Below are 20,589 nucleotides of genomic sequence, written 5' to 3' on the forward strand. Positions count from 1 at the left end.
AAAATTGAGGGTAGAAGTCTTTTACTATTCGGTAGGGATGCCGCTAATGTGGCTTTCTTTGCGTTTTGTTTTGCATCGATTTCCTGTTGGCTTAAACTTTATGACCACATCCTGTGATAGAGCCTCATCGCAAGAAACTATATTTCAATATGATTGGCACTCTGCGTTAACCACCAACTAATGCGTCCCAATCACACCCCCCATTCTCGCTTCATGCGGCCGCTGATTAAGATTTCTCCAATCCAAAATAGCTAAGTCACTCATTATCTCCCAGCGGGTTTACACTGGACGAAAACTAGGGAGCAGACTCGTGAGAAAGCTACTCGCTTTATTGGCCGTGCTTACAAGCATGGTGCTGCTTACCGGTTGCAATCAAACCAGTCATTCAGCAGTCCGGGCACACACTTCGAGTGTCCTGAAGCAACCCAGACAAGTTTGGGTCGAAACAGGAACCGCCATTTCACTTCAAGCTGAAAACGGTCACCTCAGCTCACCACGGCGGCGGGCCAGTACCATATTATCGCCGTGGATCAGTAACCGCGGCAGATTATATCAGGGAACGGTTTATCACCAGACGCATTACGCTACCTTGAAGGACGCGTTAACGGGTACACTGTTCGACCAATTGTTTACCAGACAACCACGCCACATGCCCCACCCACACCTCCTGTCAGTCAACCAAGTGAATAATAGCCTCAGCGCGCTGGGCGCAAAATCACGACTCGATGATCTTGACCAGCTGGTCTATCTCAAGGATGAAAACAATCAGGCCAGTGTCGAACCCGTTGGTTTGCTTTGTGAAGGTGACCACCTGTACGTCATTCAGGTCAGTTACTACACTTTAGGCCGAGGTGCTGAAATCAATCGTGGTGCTGTTTATATTCGAAAGACTCAGCCCGCAAGTTCATTGTCCAAGCCAGGACAATAAATCGAAGCTCACTTCTGTCTGCCACCAAGTACAGATTGAATTGTCTAAACCAGTCGCGGCCGCTCCAACTCGGAGTGGCCATTTTGTAGTTCTCTGTTCATTTACAAAATCAGAGTTTACGCCCTGTTCTTGATGTTTCCATGATGATTAAAGGCATATTCAGACTTCACCTATCTTAACAATGAGCGACTCCCTGCCAGCAAAAAAACTAAATTTACAGCTGTATAAAAAGGCGAGTATGTTTGCAGCACTATTCAGTTCTGAAAGAAAAAGCCCTCACTCAGCGTCTTTTCTGGGTTTCAGGCTTTAAATGCTATTTAGGCTGCGTATTATTTTCTTTGATTAGATCGCCAAGAGACTTTTTAATCTGCGCGCTGAAACCGGGCAACTCATCATCCGCGACGTCATCAACACCCGCCGGCTTTTGATCATAAATCGGGTCTTCAATGGGCCAACTACCATCCGCCTGAGCCTGTGCAACAATTGCCCGACCGCCTTCACCCAGGCGGTCATAGGCGCTTGCTGCACTGATATCGCCATCTTCCGCATACGCCTGAATCTTTAGCTTTTCAGTGCGATAGGTTCGCGAAATGGTCGACTGCGAAACGCCGAGCAGCTTGGCGACCTCAGCCTGCGACTTGCCGGCTTCGTCGATCAGTTGGAGCATCTTGCGCGTTTGCTCTGGCGTGAGGGCCGGCTTGCGGCCCTCACGATAGTCCGGGTTGTGCGCCTTGGCAAAATTCTTGCCCGCCTGGGTGCGCTCAACAATGCCGCTGTTTTCCATCTCCACGACTGCCGCCAAAATTCTAACAGTCAGCCGGCCAACAATCGTGTCGTCGATCACGCCCAAATTGAGAACATTGAGGCAACGCCTTTTTCCCGCAACGTCTTAATCAGATTCAGTGCCTCGCTCGGGCTGGCAGTCAGCGACTCAGTCTCGTCACCGTGATCGTGTCACCCTGCCGCACCTGGTTCAGCAATGAATTGAGGCGGTGCCGATTCACGCGCTTGTTAGTGTATTTTTCTTTGAAAACCTGACCAACGCCATACTTTTTGAGCTGCGCAACCTGAGCACCAACTGTCTCAGCTGCCGATGTGACCCGTGCATAACCATAATTCATGCCTGCGACCTCCTCGGCCATGGGAATGACTTTTGCATATAAGTTCTGAATAATCAGGAATATTCTACTGCCTTGGTGTCAGTTAGTCAATCACGATTAGTCGACCCCAAGCAAAAACGCACCGGCAAGCGCGCCGATAAGCAAATTTGCTTATCCCCTGCGCTAACGGTGCGTTTTCACTTACTGACTCACGACTTCTTTGGATGCTGCAACTGCGCCAGCACTGAAAGCGCCAGCAGCAAGGCCAGTGCTGCAGCAGTGGCGATGGCAGTGTCCCAGCTGAAAAACATCACCACGAAGACAAAGCCTAAAAATACTAGGACGTACCAATCACCAAGTGGGAACAGCGGCGCCGAGAACAGCCCGCGTTCGGGGTGACGTTTCTTATATCGCAAATGGGCGATGATGATCATCATCCAAACAAACAGGAAGCAGACCGTGGCAACGCTTGTGACGAGGGTGAACACAGAGGCCGGCAGCACGGCGTTCAGTGCCACTGCGACGGCGATGACCCCACTGCTGACCAGCAAGCTGCGCACCGGGACCTGGCGCCTTGACAGTTTGGCCAGTGCATGCAGCCGCGGCCGGGTGATGCTGAGTTCAAACAACAAACGCCCGGCACTGTATATCGCCGCCATGCAGGCCGAACCGGCGGCGGTCAGCACCACGAAGTTGACAATGCTGGCCGCGGCGGGAATGTGCAGACTATTGAACACTTGCACAAACGGGCTGCCGTTTGCCGCAACTTTTGACCACGGAAATATACTCATTAGAACAATTAGCGCACCGACGTACAGCACAATGACCAAAACAGGCAGCGAATTGAGCACCCGCGGCAGCGTGCGCTTCGGATCATGGGTCTCGGCGGCCGTTAGCCCCACCTGCTCGATGCTGGTAAAGGAGAAAGCCACCATTTGAAACGACAGCATGAAGCCCCACAGCCCCTTGGGAAAAAGGCCACCGTGGCCGGTCAAGTTGGCAAGGCTTGCTGCGCCTGCAGTGGTGGGCGCGTGACCAAAAATCATGAATGCGCCAATGACGATCAAGGCGCCAATCGCGACGACTTTGATCATCGAAAACCAAAACTCGAACTCGCCAAACGACCCCACCGCGCTCAGGTTGACTGCCAGCAGCAGCACCAGTGCAACCAGCGCCGGCAGCCACTGCGGTAGCTTGGCCACCAAAACCGGATGTAAACCCCGATCGCGGTGACCTGGGCCATGGCAATGGCGACCCAGCAGAACCAATACGTCCAGCCGGTGACGAAAGCGGCTCGAGGCCCCAGGTGATGCCGAATGAGATCGAGAAACGACCGGTCACCGGAATCGGCCAGCAGCAGCTCACCCAACGCGCGAAGCAGAAAAAAACACATCACCCCGGCCAGCAAGTAGGCAAAGATCAGCGCCGGTCCGGCAACGTGTATCGATTGACCGGCCCCCAAAAAGAGTCCGGTCCCAATGGTCCCGCCAATGGCCATCAGCTGAATGTGACGGGCCGACAGATTGCGGGCAAGTTCATCTTGAGAATTTTTGTCAGCCATGCAAGGGTCCTTTCCGTTCGCGACGGTCGTGCCAAAAGCGGCCAAGGCTGATGAGAATCACCCAGGCGGCAGCCAGCAGCGCCGGAATCGCGGTAGTTTTAGACATAAGCATGATGATAGCAACTGCTACGAAGAACAGCAAGACCAAATAATCACCGACCGGGTAAAACGGGGCCACATAGCCTTGCGGATGGGGATTCTGCTGGCGATAACGAATGTGAGCGAGAATGATCATCCCCCACACAAATAAGAAGCTCGTCGTCGCCACGCTGGAGATTAACGTGAATACGGCGCTGGGCAGAAAGATATTGAGCAGCACAGCGATGGCGATCAGCGCCGCAGACCCCAAGATTGCATTCGCAGGACCTGACGCCGTGACAACTTGCCGAAGGGCTTCAGGACCGAATTCTTGGTGCCAATGGTCAAAGAAAACAGCATCCGCCCAGTGGTGAAAAGACTGGAGTTGCAGGCCGACGCCGCGGCGGTGAGAACCACGAAGTTGATGATATCGGCCGCTGCCTGATGCCCACATTGCTGAACACCTGAACGAAGGGGCTCGAGTTCGGCGACACCGCCGACCACGGGTAGATGCACATGATCACCGCAAGCGCGCCGATGTAAAAAAAAGAATGATTCGCAGCGGTAATTCATTGATGGCTTCGGGAATGACTTTTTTTTCGGATTGGCGGTTTCGCCCGCCGTCATGCCAACCATTTCAATCCCGGCAAAACTGAACGTCACCATTTGAAACGAAGCGAGGAACCCATGCAGCCCCTTGGGAAAAAAAGCCCCCATAGTTGACGAGATTCGAAACGGCGGCGTGACCACTGGCGGTCGGGTAATGCACGGCAATCATCCAGCACCCGATGATGATCAGCCCGATGATGGCCCCAACTTTGATCAACGCAAACCAGAACTCGGTTTCCCCGAACACACCCACCGAAATCAGGTTCATCAGCAGCAAAATCACGAGCGCGACTAGTCCCGGCAGCCACTGCGGCAAGGTAGGAAACCAGAACCGAATGTACAGGCCAATGGCAGTGACCTCCGCCATCGCGATCGCCAGCCAACAGATCCAGTAAGTCCACCCGACCACAAAGCCGGCGCGCTTCCCAAGGTAGCGCTTGATGAAATCAACAAAGGAATGCTGGGACAGGTCGGACATTAAGAGCTCCCCCATCGCCCGCATCATCAGGAAACACACCAACCCGGCGATCAAATACGCCAAAAGGATCGACGGTCCCGCCACGTGAATGGATTGACCAGCGCCGAGAAACAACCCCGTCCCAATGGTGCCGCCAATGGCAATCAGCTGAACGTGACGTCCTTTTAGACTGCGAGATAATTCTTGCTGCGGTTTGGCTTGCATGTATTTCCCTCCGATATCGTAATTCTATTGTAATAGTGGTTTTACCGCCTTTCAAAGCCCAGCCCGCCGCTGACGCACAAAAGCCGCGGCCTCAATGTGATGAGGCCACGGCTTTGTTCACTTTCTTAAAGCTTTGATGAAATTATCTCACTGATCAATGATAACCCTCGCCGGTTCGGTCTTTTGTCCAAAAAAAGCTTTGATCACAGCAGGCGACTGCTTGAACCGCAGCTTGGCAATGGTCACACTGCCCGCCATTGCCGCCAGCTCGGTCAAGCCCGTTGGGAGCACTGAGAGGTGCAGTGCGGTCAGCGAATCAAGGCCGCGGACGGCCCCGATCCGAGTGATCAGCGAGTCCGGCGTGATGCCGTTGCGCCAAAACCCGAACAGGCCGAGCATCCCGGTGATGAAGAACCCGCTGATGTAATCAGCCGGCGTGCGGCTCGTCAGCACCGTGAAGATCCCGATCATGACCGCGGCAGCCCAGTAGAACCACTGGAAAAAGTGGTTAGGACGCGCTGCAAAGACCAGCTGCGTGCGCACGTAGATCAGCACGGCGACGGCAACCACAAAGACGGCTAGGTAAACATAACTAAAAATCGTCATCGTGCTTCTCTCCCTTCATTTAAAAAATCGGCCGTCACGGGCCGATTTTTGACTACTTGCCAAGCCGGACGACATCACGCGCAATCATCAGTTCCTCATTGGTTGGGACCAGCAGGACCTTGACCTTGGAATCATCACTAGAAATCAGCCGTTCCTTGGCCATCACATTATTACGCTCGTCATCGATCTTAGCCCCGAATACGGAAAGGCCATCAATGATCCGCTTGCGCATCACGATGTCGCCTTCGCCCATCCCGGCGGTAAAGACTAGGGCATCGACCCCACCCATTTCCGCAACGTAGCCGGCGACATACTTGATGATCCGGTTGGCGAAGATATCGATGGCAAGTTGAGAGGCTGGCCGCGTGTCGCGCGTCTTCTCAAGCTCGCGCATGTCAGGCGAAAGCCCCGACAGTGCGTAAATGCCGGACTCCTTGTTCAGGATGTCAATCATCTTTTCCGGGTCGGTGATGTTCAATTTCTGCATCAGGAACGCGACCAGCGACGGATCGATATCCCCGCTCCGGGTACTCATCGTCACCCCGGCAAGCGGCGTGAAGCCCATGGACGTGTCGAAGGACTTACCGTCTTTTTCGGCCGTGATTGAGACCCCGGAACCCAGGTGCATCGTGACCATCCGCAACTCCTCAAGCGGCTTGCCCAGCAGTTCGGCAGCGCGGTGGGAGACGTAGCGATGACTGGTGCCGTGCGCGCCATACTTACGGGCGCCGTACTTTTCGTAGTATTCCGGCTTGATAGAATACAGGTAATTCATTTTCGGCATGGTGGTGTGGAAAGACGTATCAAACACGCCGACCTCTGGCACCCCAGGCAGGAGTTTCATGAAGGCGCGGACGCCATCCGCTTCCGCCGGGTTGTGCAGAGGCGCGTACTCTGAAAGGTCCTCGACTTCCTTCAAGGATTTCTCGTCGAGCTTTTCGGACTCCTTGAAGCGCTCACCACCGGCAACAATGCGGTGCCCAACGCCTTCGATTTCCTTGTAGTCACTGATGATCTTAAGGTCCAGCATGGCCTTAAGCAGCATGTCGACGGCGATATCAGCCGTGGGAATGTCCTGATTGACCACGTACTTCTGGCCGTCGCCGTACTTGACCTTAAATTCTGAATTCGGCAGGCCCATGCGATCGACCATGCCTTCCGCGATGACCTTTTCGGCGGGCATGTTGAACAGTTTCCACTTCAGAGTTGAGCTACCGGCATTGATTGCTAAAATTTTTGGCATTTGAACATCTCTCCTACGCTAGATTTTGAGCGGCCCAGCTGTGCACTGAGTCAATGAACTGACTAAAGGCATCACGGTCTGTCAGCTCCGGAAAACTGCCAAGCAGCACCTGCTTCGCCTGCTTGGTCCCTTGACCAGGCTTTTGAAGGACCAGCAGCGATTTTTGCGCTGACGCCTTGGCAAACAACGATTGCGGCAGGTTCAGGAGCCCTTGGAAGTGGGCACTGGATGTCAGCCACGCCGTTAAGCCCGCCGCTTCTTCGGATTGAAAGACGGTGCTCGGCACGAAAAACAGCCCGAGGCCGCCAGCTTTCAGCGCCCGCAGGCTCTGTTCGATCAGCAGATGGTGCGCATACGAGTGGCCTTTCTTGGCCGCGGTTGCGAACTGCTTTGCGCGCTCATCCAGCGGGTAATAGCCGACAGGTAAGTCAGACACGATGAGGTCCGCATTGCGAGTGGCCAGCGGCCCCAAGGCATCCTCATGCAGCAAGTCGACGTCTTGGTGTTGAAGCTGACTGCTCATCCCGGCAAAAGCCAAGAGCGTCTCATCATTATCCACGCCGACACCCTTGACTTCCGCACCCAAGGCCGTCTTCAGCTGGTTCATGACCGCAAACAGTAAATTACCAGTACCCACCGCCAAATCAGCAACCGTTAGCTGCTTAGGAACCGGCTTCAAAAAGACGCTGGCGATGAAGGTCGCCAACTCGGCCATGGCGTCTGGCGTCACCTGTTTGTTTGGTTCAATTCCATCGATTTGGATGGCTTTGACCAGCACCAACTGCAGCGCCTGGCGACATTCCTCCGCGGAAAAGGTCGTCAGGTCGACCGGCTTAAACAAAGCCGTTAATTTTTCAACGGTGGCTTGATCCGGCACCCCGTCCTGGACATTGATCGTCCCGGACTGCAGATCTTCACCAGCCTCCGTTGCGGCTTCAAGATAGGTGGTCTTCACTTGCTTGTGCAGCAGGCTGGTCGCCTGGTCTAATGCCTGATACAGTGATTCCATGTGCTCGTTGGCCACGCTGTTGCCCCCTTATAATCGTACAAAACTATTTTACCGGTGCGCGGGGGCTTATTCAAGTTGATAATGTTCAAGGTTGCACAACTTCATCCCCGTCGTTTGGGGATTGGACACGTTTCCATCTGACGTAAGCATCAGCGAAAGCCTTTTGCTCATAGGTCAGACGCCGTTCGTAAGCCACTCGCCAAATGGCAAACTGGCGCAAGGCGGCCCCGCTGATCAGAGTCACCAAAAGCAATAGCATGATGGCGCTGATCAGTGCACTAGCGCGTCGTTTTGTCATTGAGCACTCCTGTCAGCCGGCTGCCGTGGAAAAAGTAAAGTTCATAACGCACGATTCCCGGGCGGACGGTCGTGTACACCACTTTTTTGACATTGTAGATCAAAGGAGTCGTCCCCGGCCCACTGGTCGTTCCGGAGCCCTGCAGATAAGAACCCGAAGACGTGAGGCGCACCTCTAAGTTCAACTGCCGGTACGACGGCTGACCATTGATTTTCAAAGGCGCGGGGTCTGGAACGAGATAATACAACGAATTGATCTGCACGGTTTTGAACTCTGCCGATCCTGCCATGTACGCCGCAAGCGAGCTTTCCGCATCGAGCATGGCCATTTCCTCAGTCAAGTCCGGCAGCCGGCGGATCGCATCAAGCACCGGTCGCCAAATCAGAAACAACCCACTGAGCAGCGCCAGCGCCACCAACACCTCAGCGAGCGTCATCGCGGAATGAAAACCAGAACTTTTGGCCATCTGCTTTTTGCACCTCCACACCGCTGTCTGTGATTGTCACCGCATAGGCATTTTTCCCCAGCCAAATGGTCGTCTTACCTGTCCCTGGATGGGCGGCCAATGCCGTCCGGGCGGCGTAGCGCACCGCCACCGCTTGGGCCACCGGTGCCACCTGCACCTGATACTGGCGGGCCAGCAGCGTCAACCAGCCCACGATGACGGCGGTGACGATCAGCGCGCCTAAGTGCTCCGCTAGGACACTGGCGCTTCTCACCCGTCCTTTCGTACCATCACCCCCACTGCATCAGCACCACGACCCTCACAAACTTGCCACTGCCCCGCTGAAACACGACGGTGCCACTGTCCACCGCCCCCGTACCGAAAAATTTGTACTGAAGCTTGCTGGTTTTGACGTCCCCGTCTGTCTGCCCGCCAATTGGGACAACCCTCAGCGAATCCGGAAGCGCAAGCGCGTAACTGCTCGCGCCTAACGCGCCTTGCTCTTGAAACTTCACCAAGCGCTCCGTGACGGTCATCCAGCCTTGTCGTCGTTGGCTTTGATGTGCTGCCTCAGTTGATTCCAGTCGCTGATCAGCTGATTAAAAAAACTGCTCCTCTCGTTCGTGAACTAAAATGGCGCGGCCCACTCCCAGTGAGGCCGCACTCATGATGATGAAAATGGCCAGGGCAAGGATGACCTCAATCAGCGTAAACGCGCGTCTCATTTGACCTTATAGGCCGGCGGTGGCCCCGGCGAATAAGTCGCCACGTCCGCCAGCTGACTTTGCTGACCGCTGGTGATGATGCCGGCCCTGACCAGCGCATCAGGGTTTGTAAAGTCGCCATTACTGCTGTCCGGCTGCTGGTAGGCAATGTCGATCTGCGCGTTAACGGTTGTCACCACGGCCTGACTCTGGCGAACTTTAGCCTGCCGGACCTGGGCCTGAATCGTGACCACCAGGGTCAGCGTCAACACGATGATGAGCGCCAACGCGGCAAGGACTTCGATCAACGTAAACGCTTTGCGCTTCTTCATGGTAATCCTCCTAAGTGATCGTACAGCGGCAACAACAGTTCTCGGTACATCATGACGATTTGAAGGCCAATCAGGATAAACATCACTGGTTGGACCGCGGCCAACCAGCGCTCCACACGTTCCCCAAACTGTTTTAACAACTGCTTGGCAAACAACGTCATTCCCGCCTGCACGAGCTTCGGCGGCTGGCCAAGCATTAACAATTGCCGGGCCGGGGCATAAATCAGCGGATGCTCAAGCGCCGCTTGAAGCGGCTCTCCTGCCTCCAGCCGGGCCTGGACCGATTGGCCAACAGGGCTCAACGGATTGTTTGCCGCTTCGCTAAGCGCGCCCACATAAGTGATCAGCGGCAAGCCAGCGGCCAAGTATTGGGCCAGGCCGCTCACAAATTGGTACCGGTAATAATTGATCGCAAGGGTGCGAATAACGGGGACTTTTTGCCACAGTCCGGCCCGCTCAACTGCATTTAATCTGCGAAGGCCAAGCCAGCTGCCCGCAGCCAAAACCAGCACTGCCGCGGCGCCAAGCAACTCAGTTTGGACAAAGCTGGCATGCGTACTGCCCAACATGGGCAGCACCCCAACCAGCAGCACGGTCTGAATGACCGCAAGCAGTGCCAACAAGATCAACGGATAGACCATGAGTTGGCGCAGCTTGTGGCGACTTTCCGTCTGCACCCGCACTAATTCAGCCGCATCGTGCAGCGCATCGGCCAGTTGACCGTGATGTTCCGCCAGGGCCAGCTGCGCGACAATCTGCGGGTGAAAATGATTTGCCGCCAGGCTCTCGGCCAAACTTGTGCCCGCGCTCAGCTGCAGGTCTACGGCCGTCCACACAGGCGTCTGGGCGTCAAAAGTCAGGGTGACCACTTGCAGGCTCTGACGCAGATTAAACCCCGCGGCGAGGACCTGGCTCAGTTGCTCACACACGGCGAGCTGGACGGCTAACGGGATCCGCTGCTTACGCATGGCTGTCCTCCTTGTGAACGACCACTGATACCACCGGGTGCACGACCGGCGTACTGACCAAGCGCACATCCGCGCTCAGCCTCAGCGCGGCATTGACCAGCGGCTTAGCCACGCCCAGCGCAATCAGACGCAGCGGCACCTGCGCCGCTGTTTGCGCGTGGACGGTGGTCAACACCATGTGCCCGGAAATCGCCGCCTCACAGGCCGCCTGCGCGGTCTCAAAATCGCGAATCTCGCCGATCACCAAGACATCGGGGCGCTTGCGCAGTGCGGCCTTCAGCAGACTGGCGTAACTCATTCCCGCCTCCGGGTTGACCTGCAGCTGGAGGAATTCTGGGGCCGCAATTTCCACCGGGTCCTCAATGGTCATCACCATCTGCGCCGTCCCCAAGGCCATGGCCACTTGATAAAGTAACGTCGTTTTGCCGCTGCCGGTCGGCCCGCACAAGGCCAGCATCCGATGATCAGCCAGCCGAGTGACCAGATCGTTAACGATGGGTTCCGTCCACTGATCCAACCCCGGCACCCCATAAATCAGCCGCGCCACCAGCGCCTCTTGATTCGTGTAATCACCCACGGTGCTGAGGCGCAGAGTGACGCCCAGCTCATTTAACGGCAAGGCTCCGAGCTGCGGCCGCCGCGTTTCCGCCACATTCATCCCGGCATCGTATTTCAGGGCCCGGATCCAGCTGGTGCCTTCCGCCGCCGACTTGATCTCGGTTTGCGCCCACCCAGCGGCCGTACGCACCACCACCAAAATCCCTTCCGGCTTGGAGAGAAAATAGACGTCACTGGCGAAAACAGCACGTGCTTTTGCAAAAACCTCAAGCAATCCCGACTCCATCTTTCTCACCTCGTCAAAAGATTTCGCCAGCCACACAAAAACACCCCTCAAATCTGAGGGGTGTCAGGTCAAGCACGTTCAAATGAACTTAGTTGGCAGGGGCTTCGTCAGGCCACTGGCCGATGTGTAAACATTCTGCACGTCGTCATTATCTTCCAGCGCATCAATCATGTTCTGGAAGGTTTCAAGCTTATCTTCAGGAATCGGCACGGTGTTTTCAGGCACCATCGTCAGCTCTGAAGTCGTGAAGTGGAAGCCCTGAGACTCCAGCGCATCGCGGACCGCAGCAAAATCTTTGGGATCCGTATAAATCTCAAACTCGTCGTCGGACGTCTGGAGATCCTCAGCACCAGCTTCAAGTACCGCCTCAAGCATTTGATCCTCATCGACATCCAGTCCTTCGCGGTTGATCACGAAGTAGCCTTTGCTGTTAAACATGTAAGACACCGCACCGGCCCCGGCCATCGTGCCACCGTGACGCGTGATGGCCACGCGCACATCGGAGCTAGTCCGGTTTTTATTATCGGTCAGCGCTTCGACCAAGACGCCGATCCCGGCTGGGCCGTATCCTTCGTATTGGACTTCATCGTATTGAGTGGTGTCGCCACCCTCAGCTTTATCTAACGCGCGCTTGATATTGTCCTTGGGCATGTTGGCTGCCCGGGCTTTATCCATGACCAACCGCAGCGACGGGTTGTTGTCTGGGTCAGAACCACCTTGCTTTGCTGCCATGAAAAGCTCACGGGAGATTTTTTGAAAAATTTTACCGCGCTTGGCATCCTGAGCGTTCTTACGGCCCTGGATGTTGTGCCACTTGGAATGTCCTGACATCTTAAACCCTCTTTTCGAAAAATTAGTATGCACATAAACGCTATTGAGTATAGCAAAAAAACAGGCGCCGGTTCAACGCGCCGCAGAGCGCTTCTTGGGCCGACGGCGGCGCTGAGTGACCAGCAGCGCGATGCCGATCCCGACGAGTGCGCCAACCGTGTCCAGTATCACGTCCTGAAACAGCGGTGTGCGGTCGGCAGTCAGCATTTGGTGAAACTCGTCCAGCGCCGCCACCCCGGTGCTGCTGAGCAGTGCCAGCACCAGTCTCAACCAACTCGGCTGGACGCGCGCCCTCAAGCCCAGCACAGCCGCCAGCCCGATTAGGCAAAAGACGGTAAAGTGCGCCAGTTTCCGGACGAAGAACTCAACGAATCCGGCCAGCCCCATCGCGCTAATCGAGACGTGTTGCGCCGCCCAGTAAAAACTAATGTGGTTCAGCCACGCCCAACCGGAATGCGCTGGCAGTAGTGCGTGCAGCTCTGGCACGATGCTTTGATCGTGGTACGGCATGCTTGAACTGATAAATAAGACGACCATGAGGCCCAGGTCCAGCCAGAGCCAATTGTATTTTTTTTAGCATCGACACCCCTCCGCTCAAATTAGTTTAGCACAAGCCCCGGTGCCGACACGACTCCCTTCCCCCACCTGGCAGCCGCCTTGGCCTAAGGCGTGGAAGCACTAATGGCACAGGTGAGGCGCCGCCGCTGGAATCACTGTCTATACCGCGTAGAATTCGCTATAATTAGCGCAGGCAAAACACTGTCAATAAATATTGGGATGGGAAAAATGAAAATAAATCTGACAAATCCAGCGACTCGGCAAATCAAGCAGGCAAAGATTGGCTTTTCATGGACGACCTTCTTTTTCGGGGTGCTCGTGCCCTTGGTGCGCGGCGACTGGAAATGGTTCTTTATTCTATTAGCGATTACGATCATCCTCGGCATCCCCACCTTCGGCTTTGGTGGGGCACTCGTGGGGCTGGTCTTCTCGTTTGTCTACAACCGGCTTTACATCAACGACCTTTTGGGCCACGGCTATGGCCCGGCAGATGATTACTCCGAAAAAGCGCTGCAAAGTAAGAACTTTATCGGCTGAGCGTATTCACCTGGCTGCAACCAACTGCGCCAGGCAAAGTCACTCGCCTAGGAAACGCCAAAGCCCCCCACGATCGAACTGCACACATGCGCAGAACAGATCGTGGGGGGCTTTTTTTAAACTCAGCTACTCAACCGTGACCGACTTAGCGAGGTTGCGCGGCCGATCGACGTCATAGCCGCGGTCAAGGCTGGTGAAGTAGGCCAGCAGTTGCCCCGGAATAATCGTCAACAGCGGGGTGAGCATTGGATCCAGGTCATCGACGATCAACTGATCGCCTGGCTCGGCCAAGGCCGCGGAAGCGATTCGCAGCACCTTGGCGCCGCGGGCTTCCACCTCTTCCGCATTACTCCGCGTGCGCGCCGCGGTGATGGGATCGGTGATGAACGCGACCACCGGCGTGTCCTGCTCAATCAACGCAATTGTCCCGTGCTTCAGCTCCCCGGCGGCAAAGCCCTCCGCCTGGACATATGAGATCTCTTTCAACTTCAAGGCGGCTTCGAGGCTGACATAGTAGTCCGTGCCGCGACCGATGAAGAAGGCGTTGCGGGTTTGCGCAAACATCTCTGTGGCCAGTTCATGGAGTTTGTCCTGCTGATCGATGAGCGCCTGCTGACCGGTGGCAGCCAGGCTCAGTTGGTGGGCCACATCAAACGCTGCAGCCAGTGGCAGTGCCTTGTGCTGGCCCAGGGCTTTAGCCAACAGCGCCTCGACCGCCACTTGGGCCGTGTAGGCCTTGGTTGAAGCCACGGCAATTTCAGGGCCTGCACCTAGCTCAACCGCATAGTCTGCTTCTCGTGCCAGCGTTGAGGTGATCACATTGGTCAGGGTCAAGGAAGGGTAGCCGGCCTGTTTAACGTTGACCAAGACCTGGCGAATGTCGGCCGTCTCGCCACTTTGCGTGAGGAAAATAAACATGGGTTTGGCGGAAAGCAGTGGCTGATGGTAACCGAACTCGGACGCCAAGTAAGCCTCTGTTGGCACCCCAGCGAGGTGCTCGAACAGATTCTGGCCGACAAGCCCGGCGTGGTAACTCGTGCCGGCCGCCACAATGTACAACCGGTCGGCCGCCGCCAACGCCGAGAGCATGGCCGAATCGAATTGCGGCGTCCCCGCATCGTCGACATAGCGGGAAACCAAGCGCCGCATCACCGCTGGCTGCTCGGAGATCTCCTTCAGCATATAAAACGGGAACGTGCCTTTTTCCGCATCGGCCGCATCAATGGTGACTGTGATTGGGGCGCGGTCCAACTGCTCACCCGCGGCATTTTCAATTGTGATCTGGTCTGCAGTCAGCGTCACGAGTTCGCCATCGTTGAGCTCAATGAATTGGTCGGTTTCCTGCAGCATCGCCAGCGCATCTGAGGCAACCACGTTGAAGCCGGCGCCCTTGCCGATCAGCAGCGGGCTTTTGTTCTTGGCAACGTACAGATGAGCCGGATCGGTCCGATCAGCCAGGCAAAAGGCGTATGAGCCTCAAGCAGGCTCAGGGTCTTCGCAAATGCCGCCTTCGCGGTCAGCCCGTCACGAGCAAAAGCGGCAATCAGTTGAACCACGACCTCGGTGTCAGTTTGCCCGGCAAAGACAACATCACTGAGGTACTTCGCCCGCAAAGCCGCCGCGTTGGTGATGACGCCGTTGTGCACCAAGTAGAAACGCTCGTCGTTGGAGACGTGCGGATGGGCATTGGCCACCGTCGGCTTCCCATTGGTCGCCCAGCGCGTGTGCCCAATGCCCATCGTGCCCTGGACCTCTGGCCCCACCCCGGCAACTAACTGACTGATCCGACCCACCCGTTTCACCAGGTAGTCGTGACCACTGCCCCCATTGACATAAATGCCGGCGGAATCGTACCCACGGTACTCCAGCTTTTCCAAGCCGTTCAGCAGCACTTCAGTTGCATTCTTCTTACCGACAACGCCAACAATTCCACACATAGTCACACGTCCATTCTTTTTTATATTGGTATAAACCATTCTTGCCAAATTGGTTTGGATGATGTACCACCAAATATAGCCGTATGGCGGAACACTGTCAATTATTTTGAACGGTGGTATAGGTATTTTTTAAAACATTGGTATAGTGGCTCTCGCAAACAAAAAGGCCCTGACTAGATTTTACCCTAGCCAGGGACCCATTAGAAAATGATTACGCTTCGCCGCCCATTTCACTTTTAACCACAGCCACGATTTGATCGACGTACTGATTGACCAGATCCGTGGTTTTGGCCTCGGCCATTACCCGCAGCAGCGGCTCAGTCCCGCTGGGCCGCACAAGCACGCGCCCGTCGCCGGCCATTTCTTTTTCGACGGTGTCAATGGCCGCCTGAATCGCGGGATACTGCTTCCAATTGTTCTTGTCCTGAACCTTCACGTTGACCAGCTTCTGCGGATATGTGTGAACCGGCGCCGCCAGTTCGGAGAGCGGTTTGCCAGTCTTCTTCATCACGTTCAGCAACTGGATCCCAGTCAACATGCCGTCACCAGTGTTGTGATAATCGAATAAAATCACGTGGCCGCTTTGCTCGCCGCCGATGTTATAGCCGTGAGCGCGCATTTCCTCTGAGACGTGCCGATCGCCGACCGCCGTCTGTACGGACTTCATGCCGTTTGCTTCCAAGGCCTTATACATGCCGAGGTTGGACATCACGGTCGTGACGACGGTGTCCTGCTTCAACCGCCCCTGTGCCTTCATGTAACTGCCCAAGATGAACATGATCTTGTCGCCGTCAACGATTTGGCCCTTTTCATCGACCGCAATGCAGCGGTCGCCGTCGCCATCAAAGGCAAGGCCGACCTGCGCCCCTTTGTCCACAACAAACTTGGCCAAGGCCTCCGGATGGGTTGACCCAACGCCTTTGTTGATGTTGATGCCATCAGGGTGCGTTGCCATCGTCTCAAACTCCGTGTCCAGATCAGCGAACAGCCGAGCGACCAGACCGCTTGTCGCCCCGTTAGCCGCATCGAGTGCCACGTGAATGCCAGTCAGATCGTCAGACAGTGTCTGCTCCAGAAACTGCGTATACTTCAGTGCGCCTTCTGGATAATCATTGACGTGGCCAAGCCCCTCGGCCGCCGGGCGCGGCAGGGTGTCCTCCGGAGCGTCCAGCAAGGCTTCGATTTCGTCCTCAGTGTCATCTGACAACTTGTAGCCGTCAGGCCCGAAGAACTTGATGCCGTTGTCCTCGGCCGGATTGTGACTGGCAGAGATTTGGATCCCTGCATCGGCACTTTGCACCTTGATCAGGTAGGCCACGGCCGGCGTCGTGATGACACCCAGCGACAGCACTTCGATGCCCACGGACAGCAGGCCCGAAATCAGCGACTCGGCCAGCATTTCGCCAGACGCCCGCGTGTCTCTTGCGACCAGCACCAAAGGCTTTTTGGCGGTGTCTTTTGCGTGTTGGGTCAACACGTAGCCGCCGCAGCGCCCCAATCGAAAAGCGAGCTCTGGACTCAGTTCCTGATTTGCGATACCCCGAACCCCGTCAGTGCCAAAATACTTCGTCATGCCAAATGCCTCATTTCTCTATTTTTTTAAATGCGAAGGTTATTTCTCAGTCGAACTAGTGGCGGTGCTTGATGAACTGCTGCTTGCGCTGCTTGAACTACTGCTGCCAGCACCACTGCCTGTGGTGCCATTCGCAGTTGGGTCGGTGACTAGCGTAACATGCACCTTGATGGTACGTGGATCACTGGAAACAATTCCGGCCGCCGCTGCGGTCAGCCGCACCGTAATCGTGGTGCTCTTATTGATTTTAGAAACATCGATTGGGACCGTCAACGAGTCAATCTTGCGCAAAGCCGCCCGACTGCCATAAATAGTGGCACTGGTCGTGTCCGTATTCAAGGTGAAACTGGTCCCATGCGGAACGGTACCAGTCTGCTTCAGCACCACCGAGACTTTCTTGCTTGGCAGGCTGACCGGTAAATGAACGTGCACGGTGGCCGGTGAAATCACGACATTTAAGGTGTTCCCATCCTCATCCAGCGCCTGAAGCAGGACTTCCTGGTCGACGTCCGCCTTGGTGTTGCGCGTCAGCACAACATTGGCAACGACTTGGTAAACGCGATTAATTTCGCCCTTGCCGCCGGTGACCTCAGCAGTTTCCGACCCCAGTTGGGCCGTGTCGGCCGTGTACCCAGGGGCTAAACTATCTTCATTGTACTTGACCTGGATCGGCATCTTACGCGTGCGCCGGTCCTGAATGGTCACCTTGATGGTCTCTGGCTTGATGGCGTAGGTCAGGTCCTTGTTCAGCTTGTTCCTTGAGCTTGACCGTGTGCGTGCCAACGCCAAGGCCGGTGAGATCCGCGATCACCCGAAAATTCAGCGTGTTGGCGGTGACGGTGACCAGACTGGCACTGCCTTCCAAATCAACGCTGACGTGCTGCGGATAGCCCGTGATGAAATACTTGTCCGTATCGGCCTTTAATTCCAACGGCACGCGCAGGGTCCGCTTGGTCGTGGCGGTCACAGCCGACCCATTGTTGCCATTGCTTTGCGTCCGGTTGATCTGCTCCGCGTTGACGTAGCCAAACAACGCAATGGCTAATACCAATGCGAGGATGCGGTAGAACCACTTACTGTCCCAAAGCTTACTGAAGTTGAATTTCATCGCTTGGTCCCTCCCTTGCGCTTCAAATCAGAGAAGAACGTCTGAAACCAATTCTGTTTCTCAGAATCTTGAGGAATCAGCTGGGCCCTGAACAGCTTCAGGTAATCCGTGCGGGTCAAATCGCGAATCAAGTAATTGTTGGTCGTCACGGTCACGCCGCCAGTCTCTTCGGAAATGACAATGGTCAACGCGTCAGTCACTTCACTGATCCCGACCGCCGCCCGGTGCCGAGTGCCCAACTCCTTGGGAATCAAATTGCTCTCAGAAAGCGGCAGGTACGCGGCAGCCACGGCAATGCGATTGTCCCGAATGATGACCGCCCCATCGTGCAGCGGGGTGTTCGGAATAAAAATATTGATCAACAACTCGCCGGAAACGTCGGCATCAATTGGGATCCCGGTCTCGATGTAATCCTCGAGCCCAGTGTTTTTCTGAATGGTGATCAGCGCCCCGATTCGCCGCTTGCTCATGTACTGGATCGCTTTATCCAGCTCCTTGACCAACCGCTCTTCTTGCTGGTGTTCGTCGGTTTTGGTCCATGGCAGAACCGACCCGCGGCCAAGATGTTCCAGGCCACGCCGGATCTCCGGCTGAAAAATGATGACCATCGCAGGCACGGACCAGGTAATGATCATATCGACATATAGCCACAGTGTGCAGCTGCAAGACAAGGGAAACAATCTTGATCACGACGATCACAAAGACGCCCTTAAGCAGCTGAACGGCCTTAGTCCCGCGTACCAGCATGATCAGACGGTAGACCACATACCAGACGACCAGGATATCGATCAAATTGGTCAGCGTTGACCAGCGCAGTATGTTACTGAGAAAATCCTGCATAGCCTGTCCTCCATTTATATTATCGACTTATTATACCACGGCCGCCGGGTTCTTCTTTGCGGGCCTGTCAGTGACTGTTTCGGGAAAATATTTTTCTGTACCAATACAGCCAGAATGAATTCGATTGCATCCAGTTCATGACCTCGTGAAAATGTACACAGAGTTCCTCAGTCTCAAGTCGTCCACCGCCTCCAGGCACGTTTTCTGAAACACTGATTGATGCCTGTTATACCATGTTTTCACCTTGTTTACATCCATTTTCAACGCGTTAGGATGAAGGTAATCAAGACATGGAGATGTAACAAACATGGCAAAAGTTACTGCAATCAAGCAAGTTAATAAACAGGCGGACCCTGCCGCCGAAGTCAACACGTTGGTTGGCCGCGCTCAGCTCGCGTTCAACGCCTACTCTAAATTCAGCCAGGCGCAAGTCGACGCGGTCACTAGCGCGGTCACAACTGCCGCCAGAGCGCACGCGAAGGACCTCGCGTTCCTCGCGTGGAAAGAAACCGGCCGCGGCAACGCAGAAGACAAGGCCATCAAGAACATCTACGCGAGTCAATACATCTGGAATTCGATCAAGGACGATAAAACCGTCGGCATGATCGAAGACGACAAAGTCAACGGCCTGACCAAATATGCGGAACCGCTCGGTGTTTTGGCTGGGGTCACGCCGGTCACGAACCCCACCTCGACCGTCATTTTCAAAGCGATTCTTGCCCTGAAAACCAGAAACGCGATCATCTTTGGTCTGCACCCGCAGGCTCAGCAGTGCGGCGCGGCAACGGTCAAGGTGCTGGAGGCCGCGGCCGTCAAAGCCGGTGCCCCAGCGGGGCTGATTCAGTGCATTCAGCACCCCAGCATTGAGGCGTCCAGCGCACTCATGAACCATCAGGGTGTCGCTTTGGTCCTCGCGACCGGCGGCCCCAGCATGGTCAAAGCGGCCTACTCCACCGGCAAACCGGCACTGGGCGTGGGCCCCGGCAATGCGCCAGCCTACATTGAAAAAAAACTGCCGATATCGATGCTGCGGTCAACGATATCCTATTAAGTAAGTCTTTTGACAACTCGATGGTGTGCGCCTCCGAAAACAGCATCGTCGTTGATCGCGAGATTTACCCGGTTGTTCGTAAAGCCTTCAGTGAGCGCGGTGCCTACTTTGTTCCTGAAACTGAAATTGCGCAACTCAGCGACGCGGTGATCGATCCTCAGCGTCACACCGTCCGCGGGCCAATCGCCGGCCAGAGTGCAGAAACGATTGCAAAGAAGGCCGGGCTCAGCGTACCAAAAGGCACCAAGCTGCTGATTGCCAAGCTCGACGGCATCGGCCAGAATTTCCCGCTTTCCGGGGAAAAGCTCTGCCCGGTGTTGGGCCTGTACATCGCCAATGACCAGGCCAGCGCCTTCGACCTGTGCCAGGCCCTCCTCAACTATGGTGGCCTCGGTCACACTGCGGCACTCCACACGACCGACGAAAAGGTCATTGCGGCATTTGGCGAAAGCATGCCAGCTTGCCGCATCTTGGTCAATTCTCCCGCCTCACTCGGTGGCATTGGCGGCTTGTTCAACAAGCTGACCCCGTCGTTAACGCTTGGCACCGGCTCTTACGGCAAGAACTCGATCTCGCATAACCTGACTGACATGGACCTGCTGAACATTAAAACCGTCGCTCGCGCCACCCGTCATCCGAACGAGCTGATCGGCGAATTGCGCGATTTGATTCACGCAAATTAATCAATTTCTCATTTTGCTAAAACGCCAGCACGGCTTGCCATCGCGAGTCGGCTGCGTTTTGCGC

General features: G+C 55.4%; 19 protein-coding genes and 6 pseudogenes. 3 read left to right on the forward strand and 22 right to left on the reverse strand.

Annotated features, from left to right (window positions below; genetic code table 11):
* Positions 1–310: 310 nt before the first annotated feature.
* Positions 311–928: a hypothetical protein gene (locus JCM13995_RS14265; RefSeq protein ID WP_156314299.1), complete on the forward strand. Its 618-nt coding sequence runs from the start codon at positions 311–313 to the stop codon at positions 926–928.
* A gap of 313 nt (positions 929–1,241) precedes the next feature.
* On the opposite strand, the gene JCM13995_RS03295 is transcribed toward JCM13995_RS14265, so the two are convergent.
* The 18 genes and pseudogenes from JCM13995_RS03295 to JCM13995_RS03370 all read right to left on the reverse strand — a co-directional run bounded on the left by JCM13995_RS03295 (position 1,242) and on the right by JCM13995_RS03370 (position 12,775).
* Positions 1,242–1,772 (reverse strand): recombinase family protein, encoded by a 531-nt coding sequence (locus JCM13995_RS03295; protein ID WP_225350696.1) that lies wholly within the window; start codon positions 1,770–1,772, stop codon positions 1,242–1,244.
* Between the two features lie 79 nt (positions 1,773–1,851).
* Positions 1,852–2,049: a recombinase family protein gene (locus JCM13995_RS03300; protein WP_054662440.1), complete on the reverse strand. Its 198-nt coding sequence runs from the start codon at positions 2,047–2,049 to the stop codon at positions 1,852–1,854.
* 188 nt (positions 2,050–2,237) lie between these two features.
* Positions 2,238–3,589: pseudogene (locus JCM13995_RS03305) on the reverse strand (amino acid permease).
* Positions 3,582–4,384: pseudogene (locus tag JCM13995_RS17490) on the reverse strand (amino acid permease). The pseudogenes JCM13995_RS03305 and JCM13995_RS17490 overlap by 8 nt, the downstream one beginning before the upstream one ends.
* A complete protein-coding gene (locus tag JCM13995_RS16670) occupies positions 4,305–4,958 on the reverse strand; it encodes an amino acid permease (RefSeq protein WP_263849551.1) in 654 nt (217 codons plus the stop codon). The pseudogene JCM13995_RS17490 and the gene JCM13995_RS16670 overlap by 80 nt, the downstream one beginning before the upstream one ends.
* Positions 4,959–5,105: 147 nt before the next feature.
* Entirely contained in the window at positions 5,106–5,564 is a 459-nt protein-coding gene (locus tag JCM13995_RS03315; RefSeq protein ID WP_054662443.1) for a hypothetical protein, read from the reverse strand.
* Between the two features lie 52 nt (positions 5,565–5,616).
* A complete protein-coding gene (locus tag JCM13995_RS03320; protein WP_054662446.1) occupies positions 5,617–6,807 on the reverse strand; it encodes an acetate/propionate family kinase in 1,191 nt (396 codons plus the stop codon).
* 13 nt (positions 6,808–6,820) lie between these two features.
* Complete coding sequence (locus tag JCM13995_RS03325; protein ID WP_054662449.1) at positions 6,821–7,831, reverse strand: class I SAM-dependent methyltransferase; 1,011 nt, start codon at positions 7,829–7,831, stop codon at positions 6,821–6,823.
* A 70-nt stretch (positions 7,832–7,901) separates the two neighbouring features.
* A complete protein-coding gene (locus tag JCM13995_RS03330; RefSeq protein ID WP_054662452.1) occupies positions 7,902–8,114 on the reverse strand; it encodes a hypothetical protein in 213 nt (70 codons plus the stop codon).
* Positions 8,095–8,580 (reverse strand): type II secretion system protein, encoded by a 486-nt coding sequence (locus JCM13995_RS03335; RefSeq protein WP_056988977.1) that lies wholly within the window; start codon positions 8,578–8,580, stop codon positions 8,095–8,097. The genes JCM13995_RS03330 and JCM13995_RS03335 overlap by 20 nt, the downstream gene beginning before the upstream one ends.
* A complete protein-coding gene (locus JCM13995_RS03340) occupies positions 8,537–8,833 on the reverse strand; it encodes a hypothetical protein (protein ID WP_054662458.1) in 297 nt (98 codons plus the stop codon). Before JCM13995_RS03340 ends, JCM13995_RS03335 begins: the two co-directional genes overlap by 44 nt.
* A 16-nt stretch (positions 8,834–8,849) precedes the next feature.
* Complete coding sequence (locus JCM13995_RS03345) at positions 8,850–9,074, reverse strand: hypothetical protein (RefSeq protein ID WP_156314300.1); 225 nt, start codon at positions 9,072–9,074, stop codon at positions 8,850–8,852.
* Positions 9,075–9,158: 84 nt separating this feature from the next.
* Positions 9,159–9,284, reverse strand: coding sequence for a type II secretion system protein (locus JCM13995_RS17495; protein WP_082397696.1), 126 nt, complete (start codon positions 9,282–9,284; stop codon positions 9,159–9,161).
* Positions 9,281–9,595: a prepilin-type N-terminal cleavage/methylation domain-containing protein gene (locus JCM13995_RS03350; RefSeq protein ID WP_054662464.1), complete on the reverse strand. Its 315-nt coding sequence runs from the start codon at positions 9,593–9,595 to the stop codon at positions 9,281–9,283. The genes JCM13995_RS17495 and JCM13995_RS03350 overlap by 4 nt, the downstream gene beginning before the upstream one ends.
* Positions 9,592–10,563, reverse strand: coding sequence for a type II secretion system F family protein (locus JCM13995_RS03355; RefSeq protein ID WP_054662467.1), 972 nt, complete (start codon positions 10,561–10,563; stop codon positions 9,592–9,594). The genes JCM13995_RS03350 and JCM13995_RS03355 overlap by 4 nt, the downstream gene beginning before the upstream one ends.
* On the reverse strand, positions 10,556–11,407 hold the full coding sequence (locus JCM13995_RS03360) for an ATPase, T2SS/T4P/T4SS family (protein ID WP_054662537.1): 852 nt from the start codon (positions 11,405–11,407) through the stop codon (positions 10,556–10,558). Before JCM13995_RS03360 ends, JCM13995_RS03355 begins: the two co-directional genes overlap by 8 nt.
* A 78-nt stretch (positions 11,408–11,485) precedes the next feature.
* Positions 11,486–12,238, reverse strand: a complete 753-nt coding sequence (locus tag JCM13995_RS03365; protein WP_054662470.1) for a YebC/PmpR family DNA-binding transcriptional regulator — start codon at positions 12,236–12,238, stop codon at positions 11,486–11,488.
* A gap of 72 nt (positions 12,239–12,310) precedes the next feature.
* Entirely contained in the window at positions 12,311–12,775 is a 465-nt protein-coding gene (locus JCM13995_RS03370) for a VanZ family protein (RefSeq protein WP_054662473.1), read from the reverse strand.
* Positions 12,776–13,024: 249 nt separating this feature from the next.
* Here JCM13995_RS03370 and JCM13995_RS03375 point away from each other — a divergent pair, with 249 nt between their 5' ends.
* Positions 13,025–13,333 (forward strand): hypothetical protein, encoded by a 309-nt coding sequence (locus JCM13995_RS03375; protein WP_054662540.1) that lies wholly within the window; start codon positions 13,025–13,027, stop codon positions 13,331–13,333.
* A 126-nt stretch (positions 13,334–13,459) separates the two neighbouring features.
* Here JCM13995_RS03375 and glmS read toward each other — a convergent pair.
* The 4 genes and pseudogenes from glmS to cdaA form a co-directional block, all read right to left on the reverse strand.
* Positions 13,460–15,270 (reverse strand): annotated as a pseudogene (gene glmS / locus JCM13995_RS03380) (glutamine--fructose-6-phosphate transaminase (isomerizing)).
* A gap of 211 nt (positions 15,271–15,481) precedes the next feature.
* Complete coding sequence (gene glmM, locus JCM13995_RS03385; protein ID WP_054662476.1) at positions 15,482–16,843, reverse strand: phosphoglucosamine mutase; 1,362 nt, start codon at positions 16,841–16,843, stop codon at positions 15,482–15,484.
* A 39-nt stretch (positions 16,844–16,882) separates the two neighbouring features.
* Positions 16,883–17,951 (reverse strand): annotated as a pseudogene (locus tag JCM13995_RS03390) (CdaR family protein).
* Positions 17,948–18,791: pseudogene (cdaA, locus tag JCM13995_RS03395) on the reverse strand (diadenylate cyclase CdaA). Before cdaA ends, JCM13995_RS03390 begins: the two co-directional pseudogenes overlap by 4 nt.
* Positions 18,792–19,098: 307 nt before the next feature.
* Between cdaA and JCM13995_RS13615 the strand changes: the two are divergent.
* Positions 19,099–20,462 (forward strand): annotated as a pseudogene (locus JCM13995_RS13615) (aldehyde dehydrogenase family protein); the annotation flags it as partial.
* Between the last annotated feature and the right edge of the window lie 127 nt (positions 20,463–20,589).

It is taken from the genome of Lacticaseibacillus camelliae DSM 22697 = JCM 13995, from assembly GCF_001311195.1.
GTDB classification, from domain to species: Bacteria; Bacillota; Bacilli; order Lactobacillales; family Lactobacillaceae; genus Lacticaseibacillus; species Lacticaseibacillus camelliae.